Annotated in this window: 17 protein-coding genes; 9 read left to right on the plus strand and 8 right to left on the minus strand. The window is 67.2% G+C overall.

Going from position 1 to position 22,225, the window contains the following annotated elements; all coding sequences use genetic code 11:
• Positions 1-27 precede the first annotated feature (27 nt).
• From Poly30_RS27150 to Poly30_RS27170, 5 genes are read left to right on the plus strand one after another with little or no spacing between them, the layout of a single operon-like run.
• A complete protein-coding gene (locus tag Poly30_RS27150; RefSeq protein ID WP_145205385.1) occupies positions 28-411 on the plus strand; it encodes a RidA family protein in 384 nt (127 codons plus the stop codon).
• A 42-nt stretch (positions 412-453) separates the two neighbouring features.
• Positions 454-3,477 (plus strand): PSD1 and planctomycete cytochrome C domain-containing protein, encoded by a 3,024-nt coding sequence (locus Poly30_RS27155; RefSeq protein ID WP_145205388.1) that lies wholly within the window; start codon positions 454-456, stop codon positions 3,475-3,477.
• The gene (locus Poly30_RS27160) at positions 3,477-4,949 is read left to right on the plus strand and encodes a DUF1501 domain-containing protein (RefSeq protein ID WP_145205391.1); all 1,473 of its coding nucleotides are present in this window, start codon (positions 3,477-3,479) and stop codon (positions 4,947-4,949) included. The genes Poly30_RS27155 and Poly30_RS27160 overlap by 1 nt, the downstream gene beginning before the upstream one ends.
• Positions 4,946-7,183 carry a c-type cytochrome domain-containing protein gene (locus Poly30_RS27165; protein ID WP_145205394.1) on the plus strand — a complete coding sequence of 746 codons (2,238 nt, stop codon included), beginning with the start codon at positions 4,946-4,948 and terminating at the stop codon, positions 7,181-7,183. The genes Poly30_RS27160 and Poly30_RS27165 overlap by 4 nt, the downstream gene beginning before the upstream one ends.
• A 16-nt stretch (positions 7,184-7,199) precedes the next feature.
• Complete coding sequence (locus Poly30_RS27170; protein WP_145205397.1) at positions 7,200-7,433, plus strand: hypothetical protein; 234 nt, start codon at positions 7,200-7,202, stop codon at positions 7,431-7,433.
• Between the two features lie 14 nt (positions 7,434-7,447).
• Here the strand turns inward: Poly30_RS27170 and Poly30_RS27175 are convergent, their stop codons facing one another.
• A complete protein-coding gene (locus tag Poly30_RS27175; protein ID WP_145205400.1) occupies positions 7,448-7,852 on the minus strand; it encodes a sodium:solute symporter family transporter in 405 nt (134 codons plus the stop codon).
• 11 nt (positions 7,853-7,863) lie between these two features.
• On the opposite strand from Poly30_RS27175, the gene Poly30_RS27180 reads away from it, so the two are divergent.
• From Poly30_RS27180 to Poly30_RS27190, 3 genes are read left to right on the plus strand one after another with little or no spacing between them, the layout of a single operon-like run.
• Positions 7,864-8,394, plus strand: a complete 531-nt coding sequence (locus Poly30_RS27180) for a hypothetical protein (RefSeq protein WP_145205403.1) — start codon at positions 7,864-7,866, stop codon at positions 8,392-8,394.
• Positions 8,391-9,245 (plus strand): DUF4013 domain-containing protein, encoded by an 855-nt coding sequence (locus tag Poly30_RS27185; protein WP_145205405.1) that lies wholly within the window; start codon positions 8,391-8,393, stop codon positions 9,243-9,245. The genes Poly30_RS27180 and Poly30_RS27185 overlap by 4 nt, the downstream gene beginning before the upstream one ends.
• Before the next feature lie 12 nt (positions 9,246-9,257).
• Complete coding sequence (locus Poly30_RS27190; RefSeq protein WP_145205408.1) at positions 9,258-10,835, plus strand: alpha-L-fucosidase; 1,578 nt, start codon at positions 9,258-9,260, stop codon at positions 10,833-10,835.
• 30 nt (positions 10,836-10,865) lie between these two features.
• On the opposite strand, the gene kynU is transcribed toward Poly30_RS27190, so the two are convergent.
• The 5 genes from kynU to Poly30_RS27215 form a co-directional block, all read right to left on the minus strand.
• The gene (gene kynU / locus Poly30_RS27195; RefSeq protein ID WP_145205411.1) at positions 10,866-12,059 is read right to left on the minus strand and encodes a kynureninase; all 1,194 of its coding nucleotides are present in this window, start codon (positions 12,057-12,059) and stop codon (positions 10,866-10,868) included.
• Positions 12,059-12,490 (minus strand): response regulator, encoded by a 432-nt coding sequence (locus Poly30_RS27200; protein ID WP_145205414.1) that lies wholly within the window; start codon positions 12,488-12,490, stop codon positions 12,059-12,061. The genes kynU and Poly30_RS27200 overlap by 1 nt, the downstream gene beginning before the upstream one ends.
• On the minus strand, positions 12,477-14,333 hold the full coding sequence (locus tag Poly30_RS27205; protein WP_145205417.1) for a PAS domain-containing sensor histidine kinase: 1,857 nt from the start codon (positions 14,331-14,333) through the stop codon (positions 12,477-12,479). The genes Poly30_RS27200 and Poly30_RS27205 overlap by 14 nt, the downstream gene beginning before the upstream one ends.
• Positions 14,334-14,477: 144 nt before the next feature.
• Positions 14,478-14,903, minus strand: coding sequence for a YqaA family protein (locus Poly30_RS27210; protein ID WP_145205420.1), 426 nt, complete (start codon positions 14,901-14,903; stop codon positions 14,478-14,480).
• 6 nt (positions 14,904-14,909) lie between these two features.
• A complete protein-coding gene (locus Poly30_RS27215) occupies positions 14,910-17,408 on the minus strand; it encodes a sulfatase family protein (RefSeq protein ID WP_145205423.1) in 2,499 nt (832 codons plus the stop codon).
• 215 nt (positions 17,409-17,623) lie between these two features.
• Here Poly30_RS27215 and Poly30_RS27220 point away from each other — a divergent pair, with 215 nt between their 5' ends.
• A complete protein-coding gene (locus Poly30_RS27220; protein ID WP_145205426.1) occupies positions 17,624-20,326 on the plus strand; it encodes a bifunctional YncE family protein/alkaline phosphatase family protein in 2,703 nt (900 codons plus the stop codon).
• Between the two features lie 189 nt (positions 20,327-20,515).
• On the opposite strand, the gene Poly30_RS27225 is transcribed toward Poly30_RS27220, so the two are convergent.
• Positions 20,516-20,752 carry a hypothetical protein gene (locus Poly30_RS27225; protein ID WP_145205430.1) on the minus strand — a complete coding sequence of 79 codons (237 nt, stop codon included), beginning with the start codon at positions 20,750-20,752 and terminating at the stop codon, positions 20,516-20,518.
• Positions 20,753-20,968: 216 nt separating this feature from the next.
• Positions 20,969-22,132: a DUF481 domain-containing protein gene (locus tag Poly30_RS27230; protein WP_145205432.1), complete on the minus strand. Its 1,164-nt coding sequence runs from the start codon at positions 22,130-22,132 to the stop codon at positions 20,969-20,971.
• Positions 22,133-22,225: the final 93 nt, after the last annotated feature.

Consider the following 22,225-nt stretch of genomic DNA (forward strand, 5'->3'; position numbering starts at 1 on the left):
GCGGCCGTGCTCCGCTGAACTGTGGGTATGCAAATTCCCCAGCACCCCTCCATTCCAACGCCCGCCGGGCACTACTCGCCCATCGTCGAACACGCGGGCACGCTCTACGTGTCTGGCCAGCTTCCGATCCACCCGGAGACGAAGGTGACCCCCGAGGGGATCGAATCCCAGGTGCTTCAGGCACTCGAGAACGTGGAGCGTCTCCTGCAAGCGGCGGGGACGGATCGAGCGTCTCTGGTTCAGGTTCGGATCTACGTCACGGACGTCTCGTTCTGGCCGCTTGTCAACGAAGTGTACGCGCGCTTCATGGGCGAGCATCGACCCGCGCGGATCGTGGTTCCGTGTGGCTCTTTGAACCACGGTTGCCTTGTTGAGATCGAGGCAGTCGCGGCCACCGGGACTTCGACGTAGACTGGCGCTGTTGCGCGGCTTCCGCTGCGTCACACGACGCCCATGAGAATCACGACGTTCCTCGCGTTCTTCACTCTCTTCCTCTCCGCGGCCGCTTCCGGGAGAGACCCGGGCACCCCTGAGTTAGGGACCGGAGATTTTGCTCCCGGCCTCGGAGTTTTCGACACGGAGTCCTTGGGGCCCGAAGACTTCACCGCCGTGCGTAGGATCCTCGAGACGCGCTGCCTCGAGTGTCACGGCGGTGCGCACCGGAAGAGTTTCCTCTCGTTCGCCACGGCGGAGACCTTCGCCGAGGGCGGATCCCGCGGCGACGTGCTCGACCGCGACCGGCTCGAGAAGAGTCGGCTTCTGAAGGTCATCGAGTACGGGAATCCCGAACTCGCCATGCCCAAGTCCGGTGCGATCCCGGACGAGGAGGTCGCGGTCCTGCGGGCTTGGATTCTGAAAGGTGCACCGTGGCCCGAAGGCTCCGCGGGGCGTCTCGCGGATCCCTCCGCGCATCCCCTCGAAGAGCATCACGTCTCCGCGGACGGTTCCTGGTGGGCGTACGGTTCGCTCGACCGACTGGAGGACCCGAAGGTAGAAGACGCAGCCTGGGCCGAGCATCCGGTCGATGCGTGGATCCGCGCGAGCCTCGACCAGGCCGGATTCGCGCCCGCCGAGCGCGCACGGCCGGAAGCGCTGCTGCGGCGCGCGACCTTCGCACTCACGGGGCTCCCCCCCACGCCCGCCGAGCGACACGCGTTCCTCGCCGCCGTGGAGGACCTCGGCTGGGAGCAGGCGTGGAGCCAGCTTCTGGACGGCCTCTTCGCCAGCCCTCACTACGGCGAGGCCCAGGCGCGCCACTGGCTCGACCTCGTGCGCTACGCGGAGACCGACGGCTACGAGCGGGACTCCGCCAAGCAGAACATCTGGCGCTACCGCGACTGGGTGATTCGCGCCTTCAACCGTGACCTGCCGTACGACCGCTTCGTCCAGCTCCAGCTCGCGGGCGACGAGTATGCGGCCGATATCGGCGACCCGTTCGAAGCCGCCGAGGCGCAGATCGCGACCGGCTTCTACCGCATCGGTCTCTTCGACGACGAACCGGCCGACCGCGAGCAGGCTGCGTCCGACGCGCGCGCCGACATCGTCGACACCGTCAGCCAGGTCGTCTTCGGAACGACCATGGGCTGCGCGCGCTGCCACGACCACAAGGCCGACCCGGTGACCCAGAAGGAGTACTTCGCGCTGACGGCTCACTTCACCGGCGTCACGCGCTACAGCAAGAACGGCACCCGTGACCTGGCCGATCGTGCAGGCGATGGCGTGTGGGCCCCGGACGCCCACGCCGACCGACTCGCGGAGATCGACGCCGCCCTCACGGCCGAGGTCGAGCGCACGGGACTCGGGACGGTCGTGAAGAACGACTCGCCCGTGACGCTCGTCGCCGACGCGCGCGCCGCAGCGCACGAGTGGCTCTATCGAATCGGCGATGCCTTCCAGGGTGACGCGTGGAGCCAGCCGGGCTTCGACGATGCGAGCTGGAAGAGCGGGCGCAGCGGCTTCGGCGCCGCCGGAACGCCGGGCGCGATCGTGAACACCGCCTGGCAAACGCCCGTCATTCAGCTCCGGACCACGTTCCGGCTCGGGGAGATCCCGAGCGCGCTGCACCTCACCTACCTGCACGACGAGGACGTCCAGATCTACTTGAACGGCCAGCTCATACTGGAGCGCCCGGGTTACACCACCTCGTACCTCGCACGCCAGCTCGGAGCCGACGCGCTCGCTGCGCTCGTCGTCGGTCGGAACGTGCTCGCCGTCCAGTGCTCCCAAACCGCCGGGGGTCAGGCGATCGACGTGGGTCTCAGCACGAAGTGGGACGTCGAAGCCGAGGGCGGAATGCTCGAGTCCGTGCGCGTCGCACTGGGTGAAGCGCCCGCGGACGATCAGCGCTTCGAAGGGCTGCGCCGCCATCTGATGGAGCGCGACCGTCACCTCGCGCAGCCCGTCGCCGTCCCCTATCCCGCGCACGTCGCCTACGAGAACGGACCGGTTCCGCCGGAGCAGTTCGTGGAGATGCGCGGCAGCGTCCATGCACGCGGCGACCGCGTCGATCCGGCGCTGCCGGAAGCCTGGCTCGTCGGACAACCCGCCGAGGCTCCGGCCTACGAGCTCCCGGCACCGGGCCCCGGCGCCGCCTCCAGCCTCCGCCGCCGCACCCTCGCCGACTGGGCCTTCGAAGGCGGCGCCCACGTCACCGCGCGGGTCGAGGCCAACCGCATCTGGCAGTTCCTCTTCGGTCGCGGCATCTGCCGTACCTCGGGCGACTTCGGTCGCCTCGGCGAGCTGCCGACGAACGCCAAGCTGCTGGACCGCGTGGCGCTGGAACTGATCGATCGCGAGTGGTCCGTGAAGTCGCTACAGCGGTGGCTGATGGAGAGCGAGGCGTACCAGATGGGCACCGAGCGTGACCCTGTCGTCGCCACCCTGAACGACCCGCGGAACGATCTCTACTCGGCCTTCGATCCGCGCAGGCTCACCGCCGAGGAGTACCGCGACGCCACGCTCGCCACCAGCGGTGAGCTGAACACCGAGCGCTTCGGTCCCTGGGTCTTCCCTCCACTCGCCGACGAGGTCCTCGCCACGTCCTCGCAGCCGAACAATGCCTGGGGCCACGGGACGCCCGAGGACGCCGTGCGGCGCAGCCTCTACGTCCACGTGAAGCGCAGCCTGCGCGAGCCGCTGCTCGCGTCGCTCGACCAGCCGGACCCGGACCTTCCGTGCCCGGTGCGCTTCCCGACGAACGTGCCGACGCAGGCGCTTCTGACGCTGAATGGCCCGTTCGTGAACGCGCGCGCCGAAGCCCTCGCGGCGTCGGTGCTCGCCGAGGCCGACGGAGCAGCCGATGCGCTGCGCACCGCGATCGAGAACACCCTCGGGCGTGACGCCACGGAGGACGAGATCGACCGCGGCCTCACCTTCCTCGAATCCCTTCAATCCGAGCACGATCTCGACGAGGCCGGCGCCGTCGCCCTCTTCGCCCTCGGCCTCTTCAACCGCAACGAATTCCTCTGGATCGACTGATGCAGCAACCCCATCGAGAAGGCAAGGCCTGCCCCATCAACCGACGCCAGTTCCTGGAACACACCGCGGGAGGCTTCGGAGCGGTCGCGCTCACCGGCATGCTCGGCACGGAGTTCCTCAAGGGCACGGCCCACGCCGCGGACGGCGTCGGACCCAACCCGCTGCAGAACGGTCGCGAGCTGAGCCCGCGCGCGATCGCCAAGGCGAAGCACGTCATCTTCCTGTTCATGTACGGCGGCCCGAGCCAAGTCGACACCTTCGACTACAAGCCCGCGCTGTACCAGCTCGACGGCAAGACCATCGACATGCCGACCTTCGGCCGCCAGGGCAAGCGCAAGGGAGGCCGCGTCGTGGGCCCGAAGTGGAAGTTCCGGCCCTACGGCGAATGCGGCAAGCAGGTGTCCGATCTCTTCCCGCACCTCGGGACCCAGGTCGACAAGATCGCGTTCCTCCACTCCATGTACGCGGACAGCCCGATCCACGGTTCGGCGCTCCTGAACATGAACTGCGGGCGCGTCGTGTCGGGCCACCCGAGCCTCGGGTCCTGGGTGAACTACGGCCTCGGGACCATGAACCGCGACCTGCCCGGCTACGTCGTGATGCTCGACGAGTCCGGCGGCCCGATCAGCGGCGCGAAGAACTGGACGAGCGGCTACATGCCCGCGTCGCTCCAGGGCGTCCAGGTCCGGACCCAGGGCACGCCGATCCTCGGGCTCAACCGTCCCGAGGGAATGTCGCCGGGCGCCCAGCGCGCGCTGCTCGATCACCTCGCGGAAGAGAACGGGATCCACGGGCTCCAGCGGACGCAGAACCCGGAGCTCGCGAGCCGGATCGAGCAGTTCGAACTCGCGTATCGCATGCAGTCGACCGCCCCCGAGGCCGTCGACCTGGCGTCCGAGTCGGAGGAGACGCGCGAGCTCTACGGGCTCGACCAGGCGAAGACCGCCAAGTTCGGCGCCAAGTGTCTGCTCGCGCGCAGGCTCGTCGAGCGCGGCGTTCGCTTCATCCAGGTCTACTCGGGCGGCGGTCATAACGACGACAACTGGGACGCGCACGGCGACCTCGTGTTCAACCACACGCGCCACGCGGGCCGTACGGATCGGCCGATCGCGGGGCTACTCGTGGACCTGGAGCGGCGCGGTCTACTGGACGAGACCCTCGTGGTCTGGGGCGGTGAGTTCGGCCGCCAGCCCACCGCGGAGTACGAGAAAGGCACGGGCCGTGACCACAACGCGTGGGGATTCACCATGTGGATGGCCGGCGGCGGCGTGAAGGGCGGGACGAGCGTCGGGCAGACCGATGAGCTTGGCTCGAAGGCCGTCGAGGATCGCTTTCACGTGCGGAACCTGCACGCGACGATCCTGCATCTGATGGGGCTCGATCCGAACGGGCTGTCGTACTTCTTCAACGGGCTCGATCAGAAGCTCGTCGGGGTCGAAGGCGCAGAGCCGATTCACCAGGTCATCGCATGAGTGCTCCGACGCTCCTTTGGGCTCTCTGGGCCTCTGCTCTGCCCACGGGCCCAGCCTCCGACAAGGATCTCGCCGACGCCTTCGCGACCGTCGAGGCGCGCTGCTTCGAATGCCACGCAGGCTCGAACGTCAAGGGCGGGCTGCGGCTCGACGAGATGAGCGGGTGGCTGAAGAGCATCGATCGGGAGAGCCCGGTCGACAGTGAGCTTCTCTACCGCATGAGCCTCCCCGCCGATGACGTCGATGCGATGCCGCCGAAGGGCGACCGCATCTCCGAAGCCGCGATCACCAGCCTTCAGAACTGGATCGAAGCGGGGGCGGACGAGCAGGCCATGCAGGCGCTTCTGAGCGCATCGACCGCGCGCACCCTTCAGCGACGGGGAACCATCTCTTCGCTCGCCACCCGGATCGGCGCGGTCATCGAACGCGTGCGGCCCTCGGGGGGCCGGTACGAGGGCGCTGACGCGCCGCCTCTCTATCGCGTGAGCTGGAGCCACAACCCTGTGGTACCGACGAGCGAACAGCTCGAAAGGCTCATGGAGCTGGACCAGCAGACGGTCGAGATCAGCTTCGCGGGCACGGGCGTGACGGACGAACTTCTCGCCGCGCTTCCGAAGCTCCCCGCCCTGCGACGTGCTCACCTGGAGCGCACGCAGCTGACGGACGCCGGGGTGGCGGCGCTCGTTGCGCGGGCACCTGGACTCGAGTACCTCAACGTGCACTCGACCGCCGTGTCGGCCCGCCTGGCCGAGGTGGTGGCGCCCCTCGAGCACCTGCAGCAGCTCGTGGCCTTCAACACGAGCGCGAGCCGAGGCAAGGAGCGCTCTCCGTTCGCCTCCCTGGGCCAGCAGCAGCCGAGGCGGATCCTCGGCGTGGACGGGGCGTCGCGCCGCGCGGTGCTCCTGCGCGAGACGAGCCTGGAAACCTACGAGCTGCTCTGGGAGCGCCCGATCGAGACGTCGGACTTCGACTGCCGCTTCGTGCAGTGGCTGGGCGATTCGCCGCCGGAAGGCGAGAAGCCGAGCGGCCTCGGCGACGGCCATGGGCGAGTGCTGATTCAAGTGGGCCCGGACCAGCTGATCGAGGTCGACACGCGGACCCAGCGCGTCGTGAGGGAGCTGGCGATGGGTGACCACGGGGGGGGCCCCAAGCCCGCGTCGGCCGAAGCGGCCCAGCGCCTTTCCACGGGCCACACGGTGGAGCTTGCGCCGGAGGCAGAGCTGATCGAACGGAGCGAGGACGGAACCTCCGTCTGGACCTTCAAGGACCTGAAGCGCTTCCCGAAGGGCTTCACGGCGGCCCAGGTCATCGAACGTACGGCGCGTGGGCAGACCGAGGCCGAGAGCGAGACCGAGACCGAGACCGAGCGTCAGGGCGCGGTCGTGCCGGCGGAAGGACGCGCCCCTGTGGTACTCGACCCGAACTACTCCCTCGAGGTCGCTTACCGCGGCGACGTCCCGCTCAACAGCATCGCCGTGGGGGACGTGGACGTGACGACGCCCGGCGACGAGATCGTCGCGGTGGACGAGGAGGGGCGGGTGCTCGTGATCCGAAGGACCGCGAGCGGGTTCGTCACCGAGACGATCGCGACCACGGGAGGCGAACTCGTGCAGGTGGCCGTCGGCAACCTGTACGGCAGCCATCCTGGAGATGAGATCGTGGCGGTGGGGATGGCGGAGGGGCCCGCGAGCGAATCCGGTCTGGGCGCGATACGAACCTTCTACCGAGAGCACTCAGGCGAGTGGACCGAGATCGCCTATCTGCCGCCGACGCTCGTGGAAACGGTCGCCGTCGACTCGCGGATGGCGACTCGAACCTTCCTCGCCACATGCAGCGACGGCCGGGCGCTGACGGGATTCATCGATGGGGCTGGCGGGGGCAAGGCCGTCTTCCAGATGCGGGTCCAGTCGCTACCCATGGAAGGCCGCATCGCGGCGACCACGGTCTCGACGAATGGCTTCTTCGTCGCCAACGGGGACGGCTTGGGCGCCGACCTGGCCTGGAGCGGCACCGACCTCGAAGTGAGGGAACGCTACGCCACGCCGAAGTCCGTCCGTCGGCTCGCGTTCGACCCCTGCGTCGGCCTTCTCCTGGCGGACAGGAGCGGCGAGCTGCGCCTGATCTCCTTCCCCTTTGGTTCCTCGCCCAAGAAGTCAGGCCCCCCACTCAGGGGCGCGGTCCTGGTGGACATCGACCCCGAGGCCTACGGCGCGGAGGCCCTGCACGGTGGATGAGGAGGGTACCGTCGACGTGGTACGTCTCGAGGCCGAATGGATCGACCCCATCGACTTCGACCTCTCGGGCTACGAGTCGGAGTACCCGATGTGGACGGGCGACGTGCGGGAGATCGCCCGCGACTCCGCGGAACTCCGCGACCTTGCGTCAGGGGACTTCGAAGGGCTGGGCACCTCTCTCGTCACCTGCGGCGCGTCGGGCAACGTCCTGGTGATCCATCCCGCTCTGGATGGGCAAGGGAGGCGCTGAGAAGCCGCCGCGAGTCAGCCTGCGGCGTGGTCGATATCGCTCGCTGCACCGAGGACGCGCTCGCCGCCTTTCCGGTCCATGAGCGAGGTCGCGACGCCCGCCAGACCGGAGAGCAAGAACGCGGGGGGCAGCTCACCCAGCTGCCCGAAGAAATCCCCCACCACGGCCAGCTCGGGCGCCCCGAATTTGAAGAGCGGGACACAGAGGAAGCCGACGATCATCGCGACGAGTGAGCCGCGCGCCGTCATCTTCGACCAGTAGAGGGAGAGGATCATGGTCGGGCAGAAGGTCGCGCTGATTCCGGACCAGCCGAAGATCGCGAACCAGAAGACCGTTCGTCCGGGGGCGAGCCAGGAGACAAGGAGAGATGGTCGGGGTAGCGGAGCCAGGGACCGCGCCAGCCCCTGGCTACGGCTGATAAACTAGGGCCATGACCCATGCCTGCATGATTCTCTTCATCATGGGCGTGCTCGGCGCCACGGACATCGTCGTCTTCCACGTGGCGGCCCACGACCTCCGGAACCGGCCCGAGTCGCGGGCCGAGCTGGTGACGCACTTCCTGCGTGGCCCCACCTACGCGGCCCTGTTCTTCGTCCTTCCCAACTTCACGCTGAACGGTGGGTGGTTCGTGGCTCTTCTCGCTCTCCTGGTCGTGGACGCCCTGATCTCGGTGGTCGACTTCTGGCTCGAGCCGGAGAGTCGTCGCACCGCCGGAGGGCTGCCGCGCGGCGAGTACCTTCTGCACGTGATCCTCGCGGGGCTCTTCGGGGCGCTGGTGGCCGTGATCGTCCTTGAGCGCGGCGGACACCTGGACGCGCCGACCGCCATCCATTGGATGCCGCGCGGCACGGGCGTGCCGGACCTCCTTCGGCTCGCGCTGACGGCGATGGCACCGATCGTTCTCTTCACCGGTCTTCTGGATCTTCGGGCCGTGCTGCGCCTGGGGAGCCGTCGCACGTGAGCGTGGACCCGCAGGCTGCGAACCTCTACCCGCTGCTCGATCCCGAATGGGAAGCCAAGACCCGCCACGCGGGCTGGCTCGTGCTCATCCCGTTCTTCGGATGGCCCATGGTCCTCGGCTACCGCAAGGCCCAGATCGAGCATTTCTTCTGGCCGCAGGAACGCGCCATGCCCGAGTGGGACGGGCGTCATCTCGAGCACTGCGTCAACGGGTTCCGCGCCATGGGCGTGATCCAGCTCTATCTCTTGCCCCTCTGGATCGCGCTGTCGCTCCAGGTGTCCGCCGCTGGCTTTCGACCAGGCATCGAGACGCTGATCGGCTGTGCGATCTGCCTTGCCTTTCTCGCGTTCCTCAACGTCGCCTTTCCCGTCCTGGTGACGCTTTTCAGCCTGCCCGTCGGCGGCGGGCCCTACCTGGAGCGCGGCGACGCTGCCTGGATGATCGCGCTCTTCCACCTGATCATCTTCCTGCTGCCCGCAGGGTTCCTGCGAGTCTCCGCGACAGGGCGATTCCGCTCGGCCTTCCAGCTCACGCGCACGATCCCCCTCGTCGTCCGCCGATTCCGCGACTACGTAACGGCGTGGTGGTATGCGCTGTTCATGAACCTACCGCCGCTGCCGCTTCTCCCGTTCGCCCCATGGGGGATGTTCTGGGGCTACCTGTCCTCCGTGGCGCTCTTCAACCAGATCCTGATCGATGAGCCTTCCGGGCACGGCCCGGATCGCATTCGAGGCGAGAGCTGGCTGGCTCGCTCACTGGACGCTCCACCACCTGGCCCCGGGGTTCGGATTTGGCGCTCTCCCTGGGTCATCGTTCCGCTTCCGCGGCGGCGTCAATCGGCGGAGGGCTGATACAGTCTGGGCATGCCTCACACCGGACGAACGAACGTGGTTGCTTCACTCGGCATGCTCCTCGCGCTGGCCCTCTTCAGCGGCCTTGCCACGGCCCAGACCGGCGAGGTCGCCGCGCTCCCGACGGAAGATCCTCCCGTGGAGCGGCTGCATCCCATGCTGGCGCCCGTCATCCAGCAGGGACCGTTCGCGCCCTCGTGGGCCTCGCTCGTGACGCACCCGCTGCCGAGCTGGTTTCGGGACGCGAAGGTCGGGCTCAGCGCCCACTGGGGTCCCTACTGCGTTCCCGGCTGGACGCCGCGCAAGGATACGCCCTACGGGGTCGCGTACGCCGAGTGGTACTGGCAGTGGATGATGTCCAACGAAGCCGTGAAGGAGTACCACGCAAGGACCTACGGCGACGCGCCCTACGACGCGTTCATCGATGGCACGCCGAACCTCGAGAAGGAGAGCGTCGAAGGCTTCTTCGCGAAGGACTTCGACGCCGACGCCTGGATGGACCTTTTCACCCGCGCCGGTGTCCAGTACTTCTTCATCACCGTCAAACACCACGACGGCTTCTGCCTCTTCGACTCCGACTTCACCCACCGCGACGCGGTCGAGATGGGACCGAAGCGCGACCTCTACGGCGAACTCGTCGCCGCGGCGCGCGAGCGCGGCATCCGCGTCGGTCTCTACTACTCGTTCTACGAGTGGTTCAACCCGGCCTATGCGGCCACGCCGGATCCGAACGAGTACGCCGGCTTCCAGCCCCTCACCGATCGCGACCTCGACGGGAACGACTCCGAGTACGTCGATGACTTCATGGTGCCGCAGATCAAGGAACTGATCGACAGGTACCACCCCGATTCCCTCTGCTTCGACGGCGAGTGGGAGCATGGCTATCCCTTCTGGCGAGCGCGTCAGATCGTGGCCTACTACTACAACCAGGCGGCGGAACGCGGCCAGGAGGTGGTCGTCAACGACCGCTTCGGCCAGAAGAAGGAAGGGACCTCCGACACGCGCGGCGTCTACGGCGACTTCTACCACGTCGAGTACCACGCCGACATCGACCGCGCCAAGCCCTGGGCCATGTGGCGAGGGTTCGGCAACAGCTACGGCTACAACCGGAACGAGCACCCCGACAACATCCTGAGCCCCGCCGAGACGATCCGCATGGTCGTCGACGTCGTCTCGGACAATGGCAACATCGAGTTCAACCTCGGCCCGAAAGCCGACGGGACGCTGGCGGAGTTCGAGGTCGAGCGCCTGGAGGCGATGGGCCAGTGGCTCGGCGTCAACGGAGAGTCGATCTACGGCACGCGCAAGAGCCCCTTCGGCGCCCAGACCTTCGGCCGGACGACCTACGACGCCGGCAACCATCGCCTCTACGTTCACGTCTACGAGTGGCCCGAGAACGGCGAACTCCTCGTGTCCGGAGCCGCGGTGCAACCGAGTTCCGCCCGGCTCCTCGCCCGGCCCGAATCCCCGGTCGTCTGCGAGGCAATCGACGGAGGTGGCCTTCGCATCCGAGTCGAGGGACCCGCGCCGGACGAGGCCGTCAGCGTGATCGCCATCGAGTACGAGGGCGAGATCGAGCCGATCCGCTGAAGGATGGCCAGGATCGTGGCGCGGATTGCCTCAGGTCACCGCGCCCCGTTCCCGGTAGCGCGGATCCTCCCACAGACGCTCGCCCATGACGCGCGCGATCACGGCGACGGCCGCGTCCACGTCGTCCTCGTCGATGTAGAGCGGCGTGAAGCCGAAGCGCATGATGTCCGGGGCGCGGAAGTCCCCGATCACGCCCTGCGCGATGCACGCCTGGATCGCGGCGTAGCCCTCCGGGTGCTGGAAAGACACCTGGGAGCCGCGAGCGGCTGGATGGCGGGGGCTCGCGAGCTCCAGGTCCGGGCAGGTCGCCTCGACGCCCGCGATGAACCTCTCCGTCAGCCGGATCGACGCGAGCCGTAGCTCCTGCAGATCCACCGTGTCCCAGATGTCCATCGACGCCTCCAGCGCCGCCATCTGGATCACCGGCGGCGTCCCGACGCGCATCCGCGCCACGCCGTCGCCGGGTCGATAGCTCCGCTCGAAGGCGAATGGAGCGTCGTGGCCGAGCCAACCCGAGAGCGCCGGGCGCGCGCTGCCTGCGTGGCGCGGCGCGACGTAGATGAACGCGGGCGCACCTGGACCGCCGTTCAGGTACTTGTAAGTGCAACCCACCGCGAAGTCAGCGCCCGCGCGCCGCACATCGACGGGCAGCGCACCCGCCGAATGGGCCAGGTCCCAAACGCAGAGAACACCCGCTTGATGGGCGCGCGCCGTCAACCCGGCCATGTCGTGCAGCCGGCCGGTCCGGTAGTCGACCTCGGTCAATAGCAAAACGCCGACCTCCCCGTCGATCTCGTCCGCCACGGCCTCCGGCTCGACCACCCGAAGGCTGTGCCCCTGCCCGAGCGTGCCCATCAACCCCTCAGCGATGTAGAGGTCGGACGGAAAGTTCCCGCTGTCCGAGAGGATCACCTTGCGGTCCGTCATGGCCAGCGCCGACGCTAGCGCCTGGAACACCTTGATCGACAGCGTGTCGCCGACGGTGACGTGCCCCGGCTCCGCACCGATCAGCCGCCCGATCCGATCGCCGAGCTTCATCGGCTGCTCCATCCAGCCGGCCCCATTCCGAGTGACCCCGTTCCAACCACCGATCAGCATCGCGCCCCACTCCTCTCGAAGCATCCGCGCCACGCGCTCGGGCGTGTGAATCGGAAGGGGGCCGAGCGAGTTGCCGTCGAGATAGATCACCCCTTCAGGCAGGGAGAAGGACCCGCGACGCAACATCAGCTTCCTGCGAGAACGGCGTCGACTTTCGCGCGGAGTTCCTCGGCGCTGGTTCGTCCCTTGATGACGAAGTCGACCACCCCCTCGTACGCAAGCGCCCGGACTCGCTCATCGGGGTGCTCGGAGGAGCTGACCATGATGACCGCGCACTGGGCGTACTCTTCGCGCTGGGTCCTCAGCTTCTGGAAGGACTCCAGAAAGCCAAAACCGGAGACGCGCGGCATGTTGATGTCGAGGAAGAGGATCCTCGGTGGAAAAGCCTTCCCTTGACTCGACCTGTTTGCCTCGAAGTTCGACAGGAACTCGATCGCCTCGACTCCATCCCTGCATTCGAACACCTTCACGTCCAGCCCGCCGCGCTTGAGGTCGCGCATGAGCAGGTAGCGATCGAGCTGGTCGTCGTCGATGATCAGGAAGCTAACGAAGGTCATGGTCGGCTCGCAGCGGGGTGGATGGCTTCATCGGCAGGTCGAGGTGGAAGCGCGTTCCTTCGGGCGAGGTTTCGTACCTGATCTTACCCCCGAGTGCGCCAATGTGCTTCTTGACGATATAGAGGCCAAGCCCCGAGCCGGAAACTCCGGAGTGAAACCGCGCAAACATCTCGTAGGGCTGTCCGTCGTCGGCGCTGGGCATGCCCGTGCCATTGTCTTCCACGGTCAGATACAGCCTTTCCTCGCGGCAGGTGGCCGTGACCCGCACCCAGCGCTCAGCCCGATCGCGATCCGCGAACTTGATGCCGTTGCCAATCAGGTTGGTGAGGATCTGATAGAGCCGAATCCGGGTCAGGCAAGGAGGCTCAGGGACCTCCACGGACCACTGGAGGTCGACTCCCATCTCCTCGCTCAGGGCCCGGTGATCCTCAGCCAGATCGCCCAGGAGTGCGCCCAGATCGATCGGCTCCGGGTGCACGGTCGTGAGGTCCGCCTTGGCCGTATTCAGGATACCAAGGACCATCTCCTCCATCGCGGAGACACGCTTCTCGATCGCGGCCACGTTGAGAGCTACTTCCTCGAGCCGACCATCCACCAGATCCTGCTGCATGTAGGTCGCGAGGCGCCGAATCGCCGTCAGGGGCGAACTGAGGTCGTGGGACGTTCGGTAGGCAAACTGAACGAGTTCTTCGTTCGAACGCTCGAGTTCCGCTCTCGTACGAACGATCTCGGTGATGTCCCAGTTGACGCCGACCATGCGGACGGGCTTCCCCCCGGCGTCCAGCACCAGATCCCCCATTCCCTGGATCGTACGGACGGTTCCATCGGGCCAGAGCACCCGGAAGATCGCGTCGAAACTGACGCGGTCCACGATGGCGCGCTGAATCTTCTCCACGGCTTCGGTCCTGTCCTCCGGGTGAAGCCCGCGCTCCCAGGCCTCGTAGGCACCGGAGAACTCGGTTTCCTCCACGCCGTAGAGGCCGTACATCCGCGGATCCCAGATGAGCTCGTTCGTGATGAGGTTCCAGTCCCACACGCCGATCCGGGCGCCCTCCAGGGCCAGCGTGAGGCGCCGATTCAGCTCCTCGATTCGGAGCTGCGCCTGCACCTCGTTCGTCCTCTCGATCGAGACTCCGGTGAAGCCGACGAGGTCGCCTTCCGCATCGTGCTTCGGCGATGCCTCACTGCGGACGTGCTTTCCCGTCTCGCCGCAGACCAGACGAAACTCCGCGGTGTAGGAGGTCCTGGTCTCGACCGCCCGATCGTGCAGAGCTCGAAGCCTCTCACGATCGTCCGGATGAACCTGCGCGAAATGCTCCTGCAAGGTGGGAGCCGGCAAGCTCTCCGATTTCCCATGGAGTCGGAACGTACCGGGAGTCCACTCCATCGCATCGGACGTGGCATCCCACCACCAGTGTCCGAGTCGGGCGATTCGCTCGCCCTCCATGATCCGCCGGAGCATGTCTTCCCGCTCCACCTCCAGCGACTTCCGCTCGTCGATGTCCTCGAAGACGCCCTGGAGCCGAATGAGATCGGCCCCTTCGAACACCGGCTCGCCGATCGCCCGAACCCAGCGTCGCCGCCCGGTGGCCGTCAGAATCTGAAGCTCGATGTCCCAGGGTCGTCTCTCGTGGATACCCTCCTGAACGCACCGCTCGATGATTGAACGATGCTCGGGCACGTAGTAGCTGATCCCGTCCTCCAGCCGAATCCGCTTCGACGGATCTTCCTCGTGGATGCGATAGGTCGCCGGACTCCAGTCGCAGGTAGAAGCGGCCACATCAAGGCTCCAGGTGCCGATGCTTCGCGTCTTCTCGATCAAGGACAGGATCGAATGGTTCATGCAGGTGGCTACGGTAGAGACGTGGAAGAAGTGGCCCGCAATCGCCACGACTCCGGCCTGACTCGCAGAGCATCATAGGCAAGTGCTCCCTGTTCGCAGAAGGAAGTTGCCATGGTCGTTGGCGCAGACCCGGGGACTCGGACGTCAAGCCACCCGGAGAAGCAGCCACACGACCACCGCGTAGCGGACCGCCTTGCCCAGTCCGACGAGCACGACGAACAGCCAGAGGGGCGTGCGCAGAACACCTGCGATGAACGTCAGCGCGTCGCCGATCACCGGGACCCAGCCGAGCGTCAGCGTCCAAACGCCGCGGGCCTCGAACCAGCGGCTCGCCCGCTCCAGGCGCTCGGGCTTGAACGGGAACCAGCGCGCGTCCTGGAAGTGCAGGAAGTAGCGGCCGAGGCCCCAGTTCACGACCGAGCCCAGCGTGTTGCCGAGGGTGGCCACGGCCCATAGCTGAAAGGAGTCATGACCGCGCAGAAGCAGCGCGGCGAGCGTCGCCTCGGATACGCCGGGAAGCAGCGTTGCGGAAAGGAATGCGGCGGTGAAGAGGCCGACGAGGGCTTCCAAGCGGCTTCAGTCCTCGAAGAGCAGGCGCCACGGGCTGGTCTCCCAGGCACCGCCGCTCCGCGTCTCCGGATCCCACCAATCGGTGGAAGCCTCCTCGTCGGAGCCCGAGTAGCCAAGCTCCGCCAGAAGGGCCACGAGTTCCTCGGACGTCTCGGACTCGGCCGCGAGCCCGCTTCCCTCTCCGCTCGTGAGCCATTCGATCAAGCGCGCGCGCATCTTCCGGGCGCGTGGGAGGTTCTCCTGAAGAACGTCGACGGCCGCTTCCGGATCCTCTGCCAGATGAAAGAGTTCGACGCGGCCGAACGGCCGCCTCTTCTCGGACCGCAACAGGCCGTGATCGTCGAGGGAAAGGTTGAGCAGCCATCCGTCTGCTTCCACACCGGCCTCGACCCCGCGGACGGACAGAAAGAACCGCGGGTTGGTCAGCGTCGGCTCGTCGATGGCCCAGCGCAGGTCACGGCCCGGATGATCCACCGCGTCGAGACCCGCGAGATTCAGCAACGTGCGCCCCACGTCGATCTGCCTGACGGGGACGTTCGTTTTCAGGTGAGTGGGTCCGCCCGGCCAGCGCATCAGAAGCGGAATATGAAGCGTGGATGGATAGAGTCCGCCGTGGGAAAACCAGATCTGGTGCTCTCCGAAGTTCTCGCCGTGATCTGCGGTGAAGGCCGTGATCCCTGCGCGGACGCGCGGCTCGTCCAGCAGCCTGGCCAGCTCACTGTCGAGGTAGTCGATCTCGGCGCGGTACTCGGCGCGGAAGAAGGTTTCCGGGTCGGTGACGCCCTTTCCCCACGCCGGGATGAGGTCCGCCGACAAGCTCGACTCGCGCGTCGGGTCCCGGGGATCCTCGTCCTCGGGGTAGTACCTGCCACTGAATGGCTCGGGCGGGGCATAGGGATCATGGGCATCGAAGAGATGCAGCCAGAGGAACACGGGCAGCCCTTCCGCGGATCGCATCCAATCCCGCGCCTGCGCCACCGAAACCGCTGCGTCGCGAACCTCGAGAGCCGACCCCCCCATGCGACGGAACCCCTGTCCGAATCCGCTGGTCGGATCCACGAGGTGCGGAGCGCTCGTCACGGCGAAGGTCGCGTACCCGGCGTCCTGGAAATGCTCCGCCAGCGTATTCGCGCGCTCGCTGAGTCGCACGTCGTTGGTGACGATCCGGGTATCGCGCGGGTGCATGCCGGTCAAGAGCGCCGCGTGGGACGGTGAGGTGACGTTCGTCGATGAGTAGCAGTTGAGGAAATTCACCCCGGCCAACCCGAGTTCATCCAGGGCCGGTGTGAACACGAGCTTGGCCCCCTCACTGAGCCCGATGTGGTCAGCCCGATGGGTGTCCGACGTGATGAGCACCACGGTCGGCACGGGCTCGATCTCGGGGTCCTGGCTGCGGATCGCAAGCGCCGGCGTCGAGACGAGCGAGAGGGTCGGGACCCCGGTTCCGCCACCTGCCAGATCGGAGCCAAGCAATTCCAGCGAGACGACGGCCGGCCCCGCTCCTTGACTCGACAGATCCATCCGACAGTCGTGCCATCCAAGCGCCTCGCTCTCGCTCGCAGCGGCGCCGAAGTCGAATGTCTCCGAGGCGATCTCGCGATCGCCCCGTCGAACGGTCACGCGGGCGCTGAGCCTCTGCCCGGCGGGCGTCATCCCGGGCACCTGCGCGAGGCTGAACTCCAGGGTGCCACCGGCGATGTCCGGGATATCGATTTCGAGCGGCGAGCCGGCGAGAAGTCCCACCGACTCGCGATAGTGATCACCGGACAGCCGATGGCCCGGCGACTCCACCGAGGGCAGGTAGCGGGACCACTCCCGGCGCAGGAGCGTGACCGAGGTCACGACGATCCGGTCGTCCTTGTTCCCCGTGAACAGCACGCTCAGTGACTCCGGCGGCCCCTGGAGCCCTCCCGTACCCGGAAGCGACAGGACGACGGGCTGCAGGCCGCTGGCACCGTTCAGCTTCGCCCCCGCGGAACTCGCAACGATCTTGCCTCCGCTCCTCGCTCGCACCGTGACCAGCTCTCCGCGGCGGGTGAATGTCTGCGCCTCGACGATGACCTCGTTGAAGCGCTCGTCGATGCCGTTGAGGTCGATCTCCAGGCGCTTGCCGCTCCCCTGTCCTTCCAGCACGGTGCCATGGACGAGACGCTTCTTTCCGTCCGCGTCTCGACCCGCCAGAAACTCGACGTCCTCCGTACCGCCGGGCGCAGAGGAGCGCCACGGAGCTCCCTCCCGGTCCGGCCGAAAGGTCGCCACGACGACGGTCTCCGGAGCGTCGTTCGTGGCCGAATCCGCTCCGACCGGGCGCCGCCAGGCCAGGGATTGGAGGCCGATGGGCCCCGATGATCCCGAAGCGTTCGAATCCCCGGTGGAGCCGCGCGAATCGTCGCGGCCCGAGCAGGCGCTCCACGCGCAGGCAGTGCCGAGGAGAAGCGCGGACACCGCGATGCGGCTCCACGCAGGACGGGGAAGGTCGAAGCGGAGAATGCGAAGGGAGCTCAAAGTTCCGAAGAGGTCAAGGGTCAGGGGCGTCGCGACGGGGTCGATCTTAACGGGAACCCGAAGGCCGATGTTCAGTCTGAGGCCCTTCCAGGCCCGGTGAATTCGGCGCTCGATCCCCGTGAAGGCCCGAGCAAGAAGGGCGCTGGCTCGACGCGCATCCACGGCGGCGGATGCGCCAGCGGCATCGATGAGGCTGGCCGCGTAAGCTATTGCCCATGAAACTCGCTCCCCGGCGCCTCATCCTGATTCTCTGCGCAACGTTTCTCGGCCCGATTCTCGGATGCCAGAGCGACACACCGAATGCACCGCGCGCGCCGAAGACCCCCGTGGGTCGCGCCGCCGATGGGAGCGTGATGACGCCCGTGAACCAGCTCATCACGCCCCACGGACGGACCGCTGATCTACCGGGTCTGCGGCCCCAGGCCCTCGCCATGTCGAGGGACGGGCGCTCGATCTACGTCTCCGGCAAGACCGCCGAACTCCTCGTCATGGACGCCGAGACCCTGGATATCCGCCAGCGTGTTCAGCTGCCGTCCGAGGAGCAGCGCACCTCCGCCCCGCCCGTCTCCGATCACATCCTCGACCCGGACACTCGCGGCCAGCTCTCGTTCACCGGACTCGTCGTCTCGCCCGACGGTGCGTCGATCTACCTCTCGAACGTCCGTGGATCGATCAAGGTCTTCCGGGTGGACGCGTCCGGGGCGGTGACCCCCTCCCACACGATCTCGCTTCCGCCCGCACGCGCACCGAAGCGCAGCGAAGAAATCCCGAGCGGCCTCGCCGTCACCGCCGACGGCGAGCGCCTCTTCGTCTGCGGCAACCTCTCGAACCAGCTCCTCGAAGTCGACCTCGCCTCGGGCTCGGTCCTTCGAACCTTCGCGGTGGGCGTCGCGCCCTTCGACGTCGTGCTGCACGACGGCTTCGCCTACGTGTCGAACTGGGGCGGGCCTCGGCCGAAGGAGGGCGAGGTCACCGGACCGGCAGGACGCGGCACCGAGGTGCTCATCGATCCCGAGACCGGTATCGCCAGCCGCGGCTCGGTCAGTCTCATCGACCTCGGCACCGGCGCCACGCGCGAGGTGGAAACCGGGCGTCACACCTGCGCGCTCGCCATCTCCCCCGACGGCGAGTACCTCGTCTGTGCCCAGGCGGCCGACGACACGCTGACCGTGCTCGAAACCGGCACCGGCGCATTCGTCGAGAAGATCTGGTGCCGCGCGAAGCCCTCCGATCTGCTCGGCGCCACGCCCAACGCGCTCGCCTTCCACCCGGAGGGGCACCGGCTCTACGTCGCCAACGGCACGCAGAACGCGATCGCTGTCCTGGAGTTCGACCCGGAGGAGCGCGGCGAGTCCCGCGTGCTCGGCATGATCCCCGTCGGCTGGTTCCCGGGCGCGATCGCCGTCGATCTCGAGCGCGGGCAGCTCTGCGTGGCGAACATCAAGGGCCTCGGCGAAGGGCGTGGACGCGAAGGTGGGCTCGGCAACGAGTTCAACACCCACCAGTACCACGGCACTGTAACCCTGGCACCGCTGCCGGACCGAGAGGAACTCGAGGAGCTGTCCGCAAGGGTCGACGCGAACCTTCGCCTCCCGGCGATCGAGGCCGCGCTCGCGCCGCCGCGACGCGGCCGCGCGCCGGTCGCGCTTCCAGAGCGTATCGGTGAGCCCAGCCTCATCGAGCACGTCGTCTACATCATCAAGGAGAACCGCACCTACGACCAGATCCTCGGCGACGTCGACGGCGGCAACGGCGACCCGACGCTCTGCATCTTCGGCGAGGAGATCACACCGAACCAGCACGCCCTCGCGCGCGAGTTCGTCCTCCTGGACAACACCTACTGCGCCGGGATCCTCAGCGCGGACGGACACAACTGGTCGACGTCGGCCTTCGGCAACGACTACCTCGAGCGGAGCTTTGCGGGCTGGCCGCGAAGCTACCCGGACGGGATGCTGGAGCAGGATCGCGACGCGCTCGCGTACTCGCCCGCGGGGTTTCTCTGGGACCACGCCATCGCGGCGCGCGTTTCCCTTCGCAACTACGGCGAGTTCTGCATGCCCCGCGTCGGATGGACGGACCCGAAGCGATCGGGCGAGCCCGACTTCCTCGCGTGCTTCGCGGCCTGGAAGGGCGATCGGGACGACGTCGCCTTCGGATGTCAGCCCGTCGTGCCGTCGCTGGAAGCGTACTCGCCCCGGCGCTACGTGGGCTGGAACATGTCCGTGCCAGATCAGTACCGCGCGGACGTCGTACTGGAGGACCTCGAGGCCTCGGAGGCGGCGGGCACCTATCCGCAGCTCACGCTGATCTGTCTGCCGAACGACCACACGAGCGGCACCTCGGCAGGCTGCCCGACGCCCCGCGCCTGCATGGCCGATGGGGACCTCGCGGTGGGCCGGATCATCGAGGGCCTCAGCCACTCGTCGTTCTGGCCCAGGATGGCCATCTTCGTCATCGAGGATGATCCCCAGGCAGGCTGGGACCACGTGTCGGGGTACCGCACCACCGCATTCGTGGCGAGCCCCTACGCGCGCCGCGGAGCGCTGGTCAGCCAGCAGTACAACACGACCAGCATGCTGCGGACGATGGAGCAGATCCTCGGCATCCCGCCGATGAACCAGTTCGATGCGAGCGCGTCGCCGATGTTCGAGTGCTTCACGAACGAGCCGGACCTGACGCCCTTCGTCGCGCAGGCCAACCGCGTGCCTCTCGACGAGATGAACCCTGACCCCGAGGCCATCGCGGACCCGATTCAGCGAGCGGACGCCGTCGCTTCGGCCGCGATCGACTGGTCGGCCATGGATCGCGCGCCGGAGGATCTCCTGAACCGCATCCTGTGGCGAGCGATGCGTGGAACGAGCGAGCCCTATCCAAAATGGGCCATCGATCCGAATGCCGACGACGATGACGACGACTGATCCAAGTGCGAACGCCCGGCCTCCGCAGCTGCGGAGGTCGGGCGTTCTGGGTGCTGCGCTTACCGGGAACCGAAAACCCGGCGGCGCGGCGCGGCAGGCTGAGTGGGCCGGCCTGAGGGACAATCAGAGACGAGAGTGAGTCGAGTCAGAGTTCGCGCAGGGCAGAGCCCAGCGCGATGTTCGTGGCGCTCAGGCGGCGGCGCGGGCCGCGGCGGCGGCGGTGCGGCGAGCGTCCTTGCGAGGGCGGCCGCCCTTCGACCTGCGCGCCGCCAGCTTGGCCTGAAGCGCTTCCCAGTCCGCGGCGGAGAACATCCGAACCTCGGCTCCACACTGGACGCAGTAGCTGCTCTCGATGCTGGAGAGGTAGCTCACGTATTCGTTGCAGCAGGAGCAGAACTTGGTGTCGTGGTGGAAGGCGCTGGTCATGGGAGTCCATGGAGCACAGCCGTTGCCAACCGTGACCGCTACTCACGAAACTTCCCGTAAGCAGCTACCCCACAAGGTGTTGAGCTTGCCGACGCACCTGCTGTCGCTCGTACCCGGGCTGACAGCCCATGTCGAGGAATCTGAACACTGTCCATTTCGCGCAACGGATACGTCCATCGCGCAGGACATCCGCCTCCGTCCGAAGTTTCAGGAGCTTCAGAAGCTCCAGCCCACACCGATCGTCGTCCGGAAGTCATCGGGCTGCGGTCGGACTCCGTCACCGTCCACCTGGGGGTCGTTCACGCGGTCCCAGAGGAAGGCGATATCGAGGTCCAGGTCACCCGGCAAGTCGATCGCCAGTCCGAGGAAGAGGTTGTGGTTGAATCGGTTCGTGTCCGGCACGGGCGCCTGCAGGTCGTAGTTGAACTCGAGATCGATGTGGCTCGTGACCTCCCAGGCATAGCGGCTGGAGAAGACGGCCGCGGCCGTCGTCTCCGATGGGTCCTCACCGGGCTGCTGCGAATCAAGGCGTTGATAGCGGAGGGCCGGACCGAGACTGATCGACCAGCTCTGATCCTCCGCGTCGATGACCTGGTAGCCGAGAGCCACGTAGGGAGTCGCGCGCAGCGCGATGTTCTGGAACGTGTCGCGGTAGACGTCGACGCCCGGCGCGGTCAGGAAGGCGCGCTTCGTCAGGAAGACATCGAACTGGCTCGTGATCCGATGGTTGTTGGCCGTCTCCTGGTCGTTCACGTTGCTGGTCGCGCCGGCATACTTGCTGACCCAGCGCGTGCGCGCGGTCTCTCGAGTAGCGCGCAGCAGCGCATTGTAGTCCACCTGGTCGGTGTTGCCGCTCCGATACGTCGCCCCAAGGCTCACTTTGCCAGACCAGTTCGAACGTCGGTCCCCTTCGATGGCGAGCACCGAGAGCACCTCATCGCGCGCCAAGCACACGGTCTTCGAAGACGCAATCCAGAGTCCGTCCTCGTCCGCCGTCAGCTCCCCCTCGAACGTCCGCCCATCCTCCGTCAAGACGACTTTTTGCCCTGAGGAAACGACTCGCCGGACGTCCGACCACGGGATCGCCTGCTCATCGAGGCTCTCACTGTCGAACGTGACCGTTCCACGCCGTAAGCGCACGAACTTCCCGCTGAGCCACTCGCCCGAGGTGAGCTCGATCCAGTCCGCCTCACCATCGAGTGAGACGGCTCCTTCGTTGCGGGGCGGTGCCTCGGTGGCAGCGGGCGTCGAGTCCATGGCATCACGATCGCCGAACCCGGGAAGGGCAGGCAGCACCTTCGGAACGCCGTTGCACGAAGAGAGGCTGCAGAGGGAAACCAGGAAGAGAGCGAGGAGCTTCCAGCTTGCTGTCACGTGCATTCGAAAGAGGAAAGGGGCGGTGAGAGGCGCCAGTATACCGCCTCCGCCGCCCCCGATCAGCCGTCACGGCTATGGTGCTCCATCGCCATCGCA

The sequence above is a fragment of the Saltatorellus ferox genome, assembly GCA_007751475.1.
Lineage (GTDB): Bacteria > Planctomycetota > UBA1135 > UBA1135.

Excerpts from the sequence above, each read along its gene's own strand:
- Poly30_RS27200 (WP_145205414.1), bottom strand. The coding sequence starts at position 12,490 with ATGACCTTCGTTAGCTTCCTGATCATCGACGACGACCAGCTCGATCGC.
- Poly30_RS27205 (WP_145205417.1), bottom strand. The coding sequence starts at position 14,333 with ATGAACCATTCGATCCTGTCCTTGATCGAGAAGACGCGAAGCATCGGC.
- Poly30_RS27165 (WP_145205394.1), top strand. The coding sequence starts at position 4,946 with ATGAGTGCTCCGACGCTCCTTTGGGCTCTCTGGGCCTCTGCTCTGCCC.
- kynU (WP_145205411.1), bottom strand. The coding sequence starts at position 12,059 with ATGTTGCGTCGCGGGTCCTTCTCCCTGCCTGAAGGGGTGATCTATCTC.
- Poly30_RS27160 (WP_145205391.1), top strand. The coding sequence starts at position 3,477 with ATGCAGCAACCCCATCGAGAAGGCAAGGCCTGCCCCATCAACCGACGC.
- Poly30_RS27190 (WP_145205408.1), top strand. The coding sequence starts at position 9,258 with ATGCCTCACACCGGACGAACGAACGTGGTTGCTTCACTCGGCATGCTC.
- Poly30_RS27180 (WP_145205403.1), top strand. The coding sequence starts at position 7,864 with ATGACCCATGCCTGCATGATTCTCTTCATCATGGGCGTGCTCGGCGCC.
- Poly30_RS27220 (WP_145205426.1), top strand. The coding sequence starts at position 17,624 with ATGAAACTCGCTCCCCGGCGCCTCATCCTGATTCTCTGCGCAACGTTT.
- Poly30_RS27150 (WP_145205385.1), top strand. The coding sequence starts at position 28 with ATGCAAATTCCCCAGCACCCCTCCATTCCAACGCCCGCCGGGCACTAC.
- Poly30_RS27230 (WP_145205432.1), bottom strand. The coding sequence starts at position 22,132 with ATGCACGTGACAGCAAGCTGGAAGCTCCTCGCTCTCTTCCTGGTTTCC.
- Poly30_RS27225 (WP_145205430.1), bottom strand. The coding sequence starts at position 20,752 with ATGACCAGCGCCTTCCACCACGACACCAAGTTCTGCTCCTGCTGCAAC.
- Poly30_RS27155 (WP_145205388.1), top strand. The coding sequence starts at position 454 with ATGAGAATCACGACGTTCCTCGCGTTCTTCACTCTCTTCCTCTCCGCG.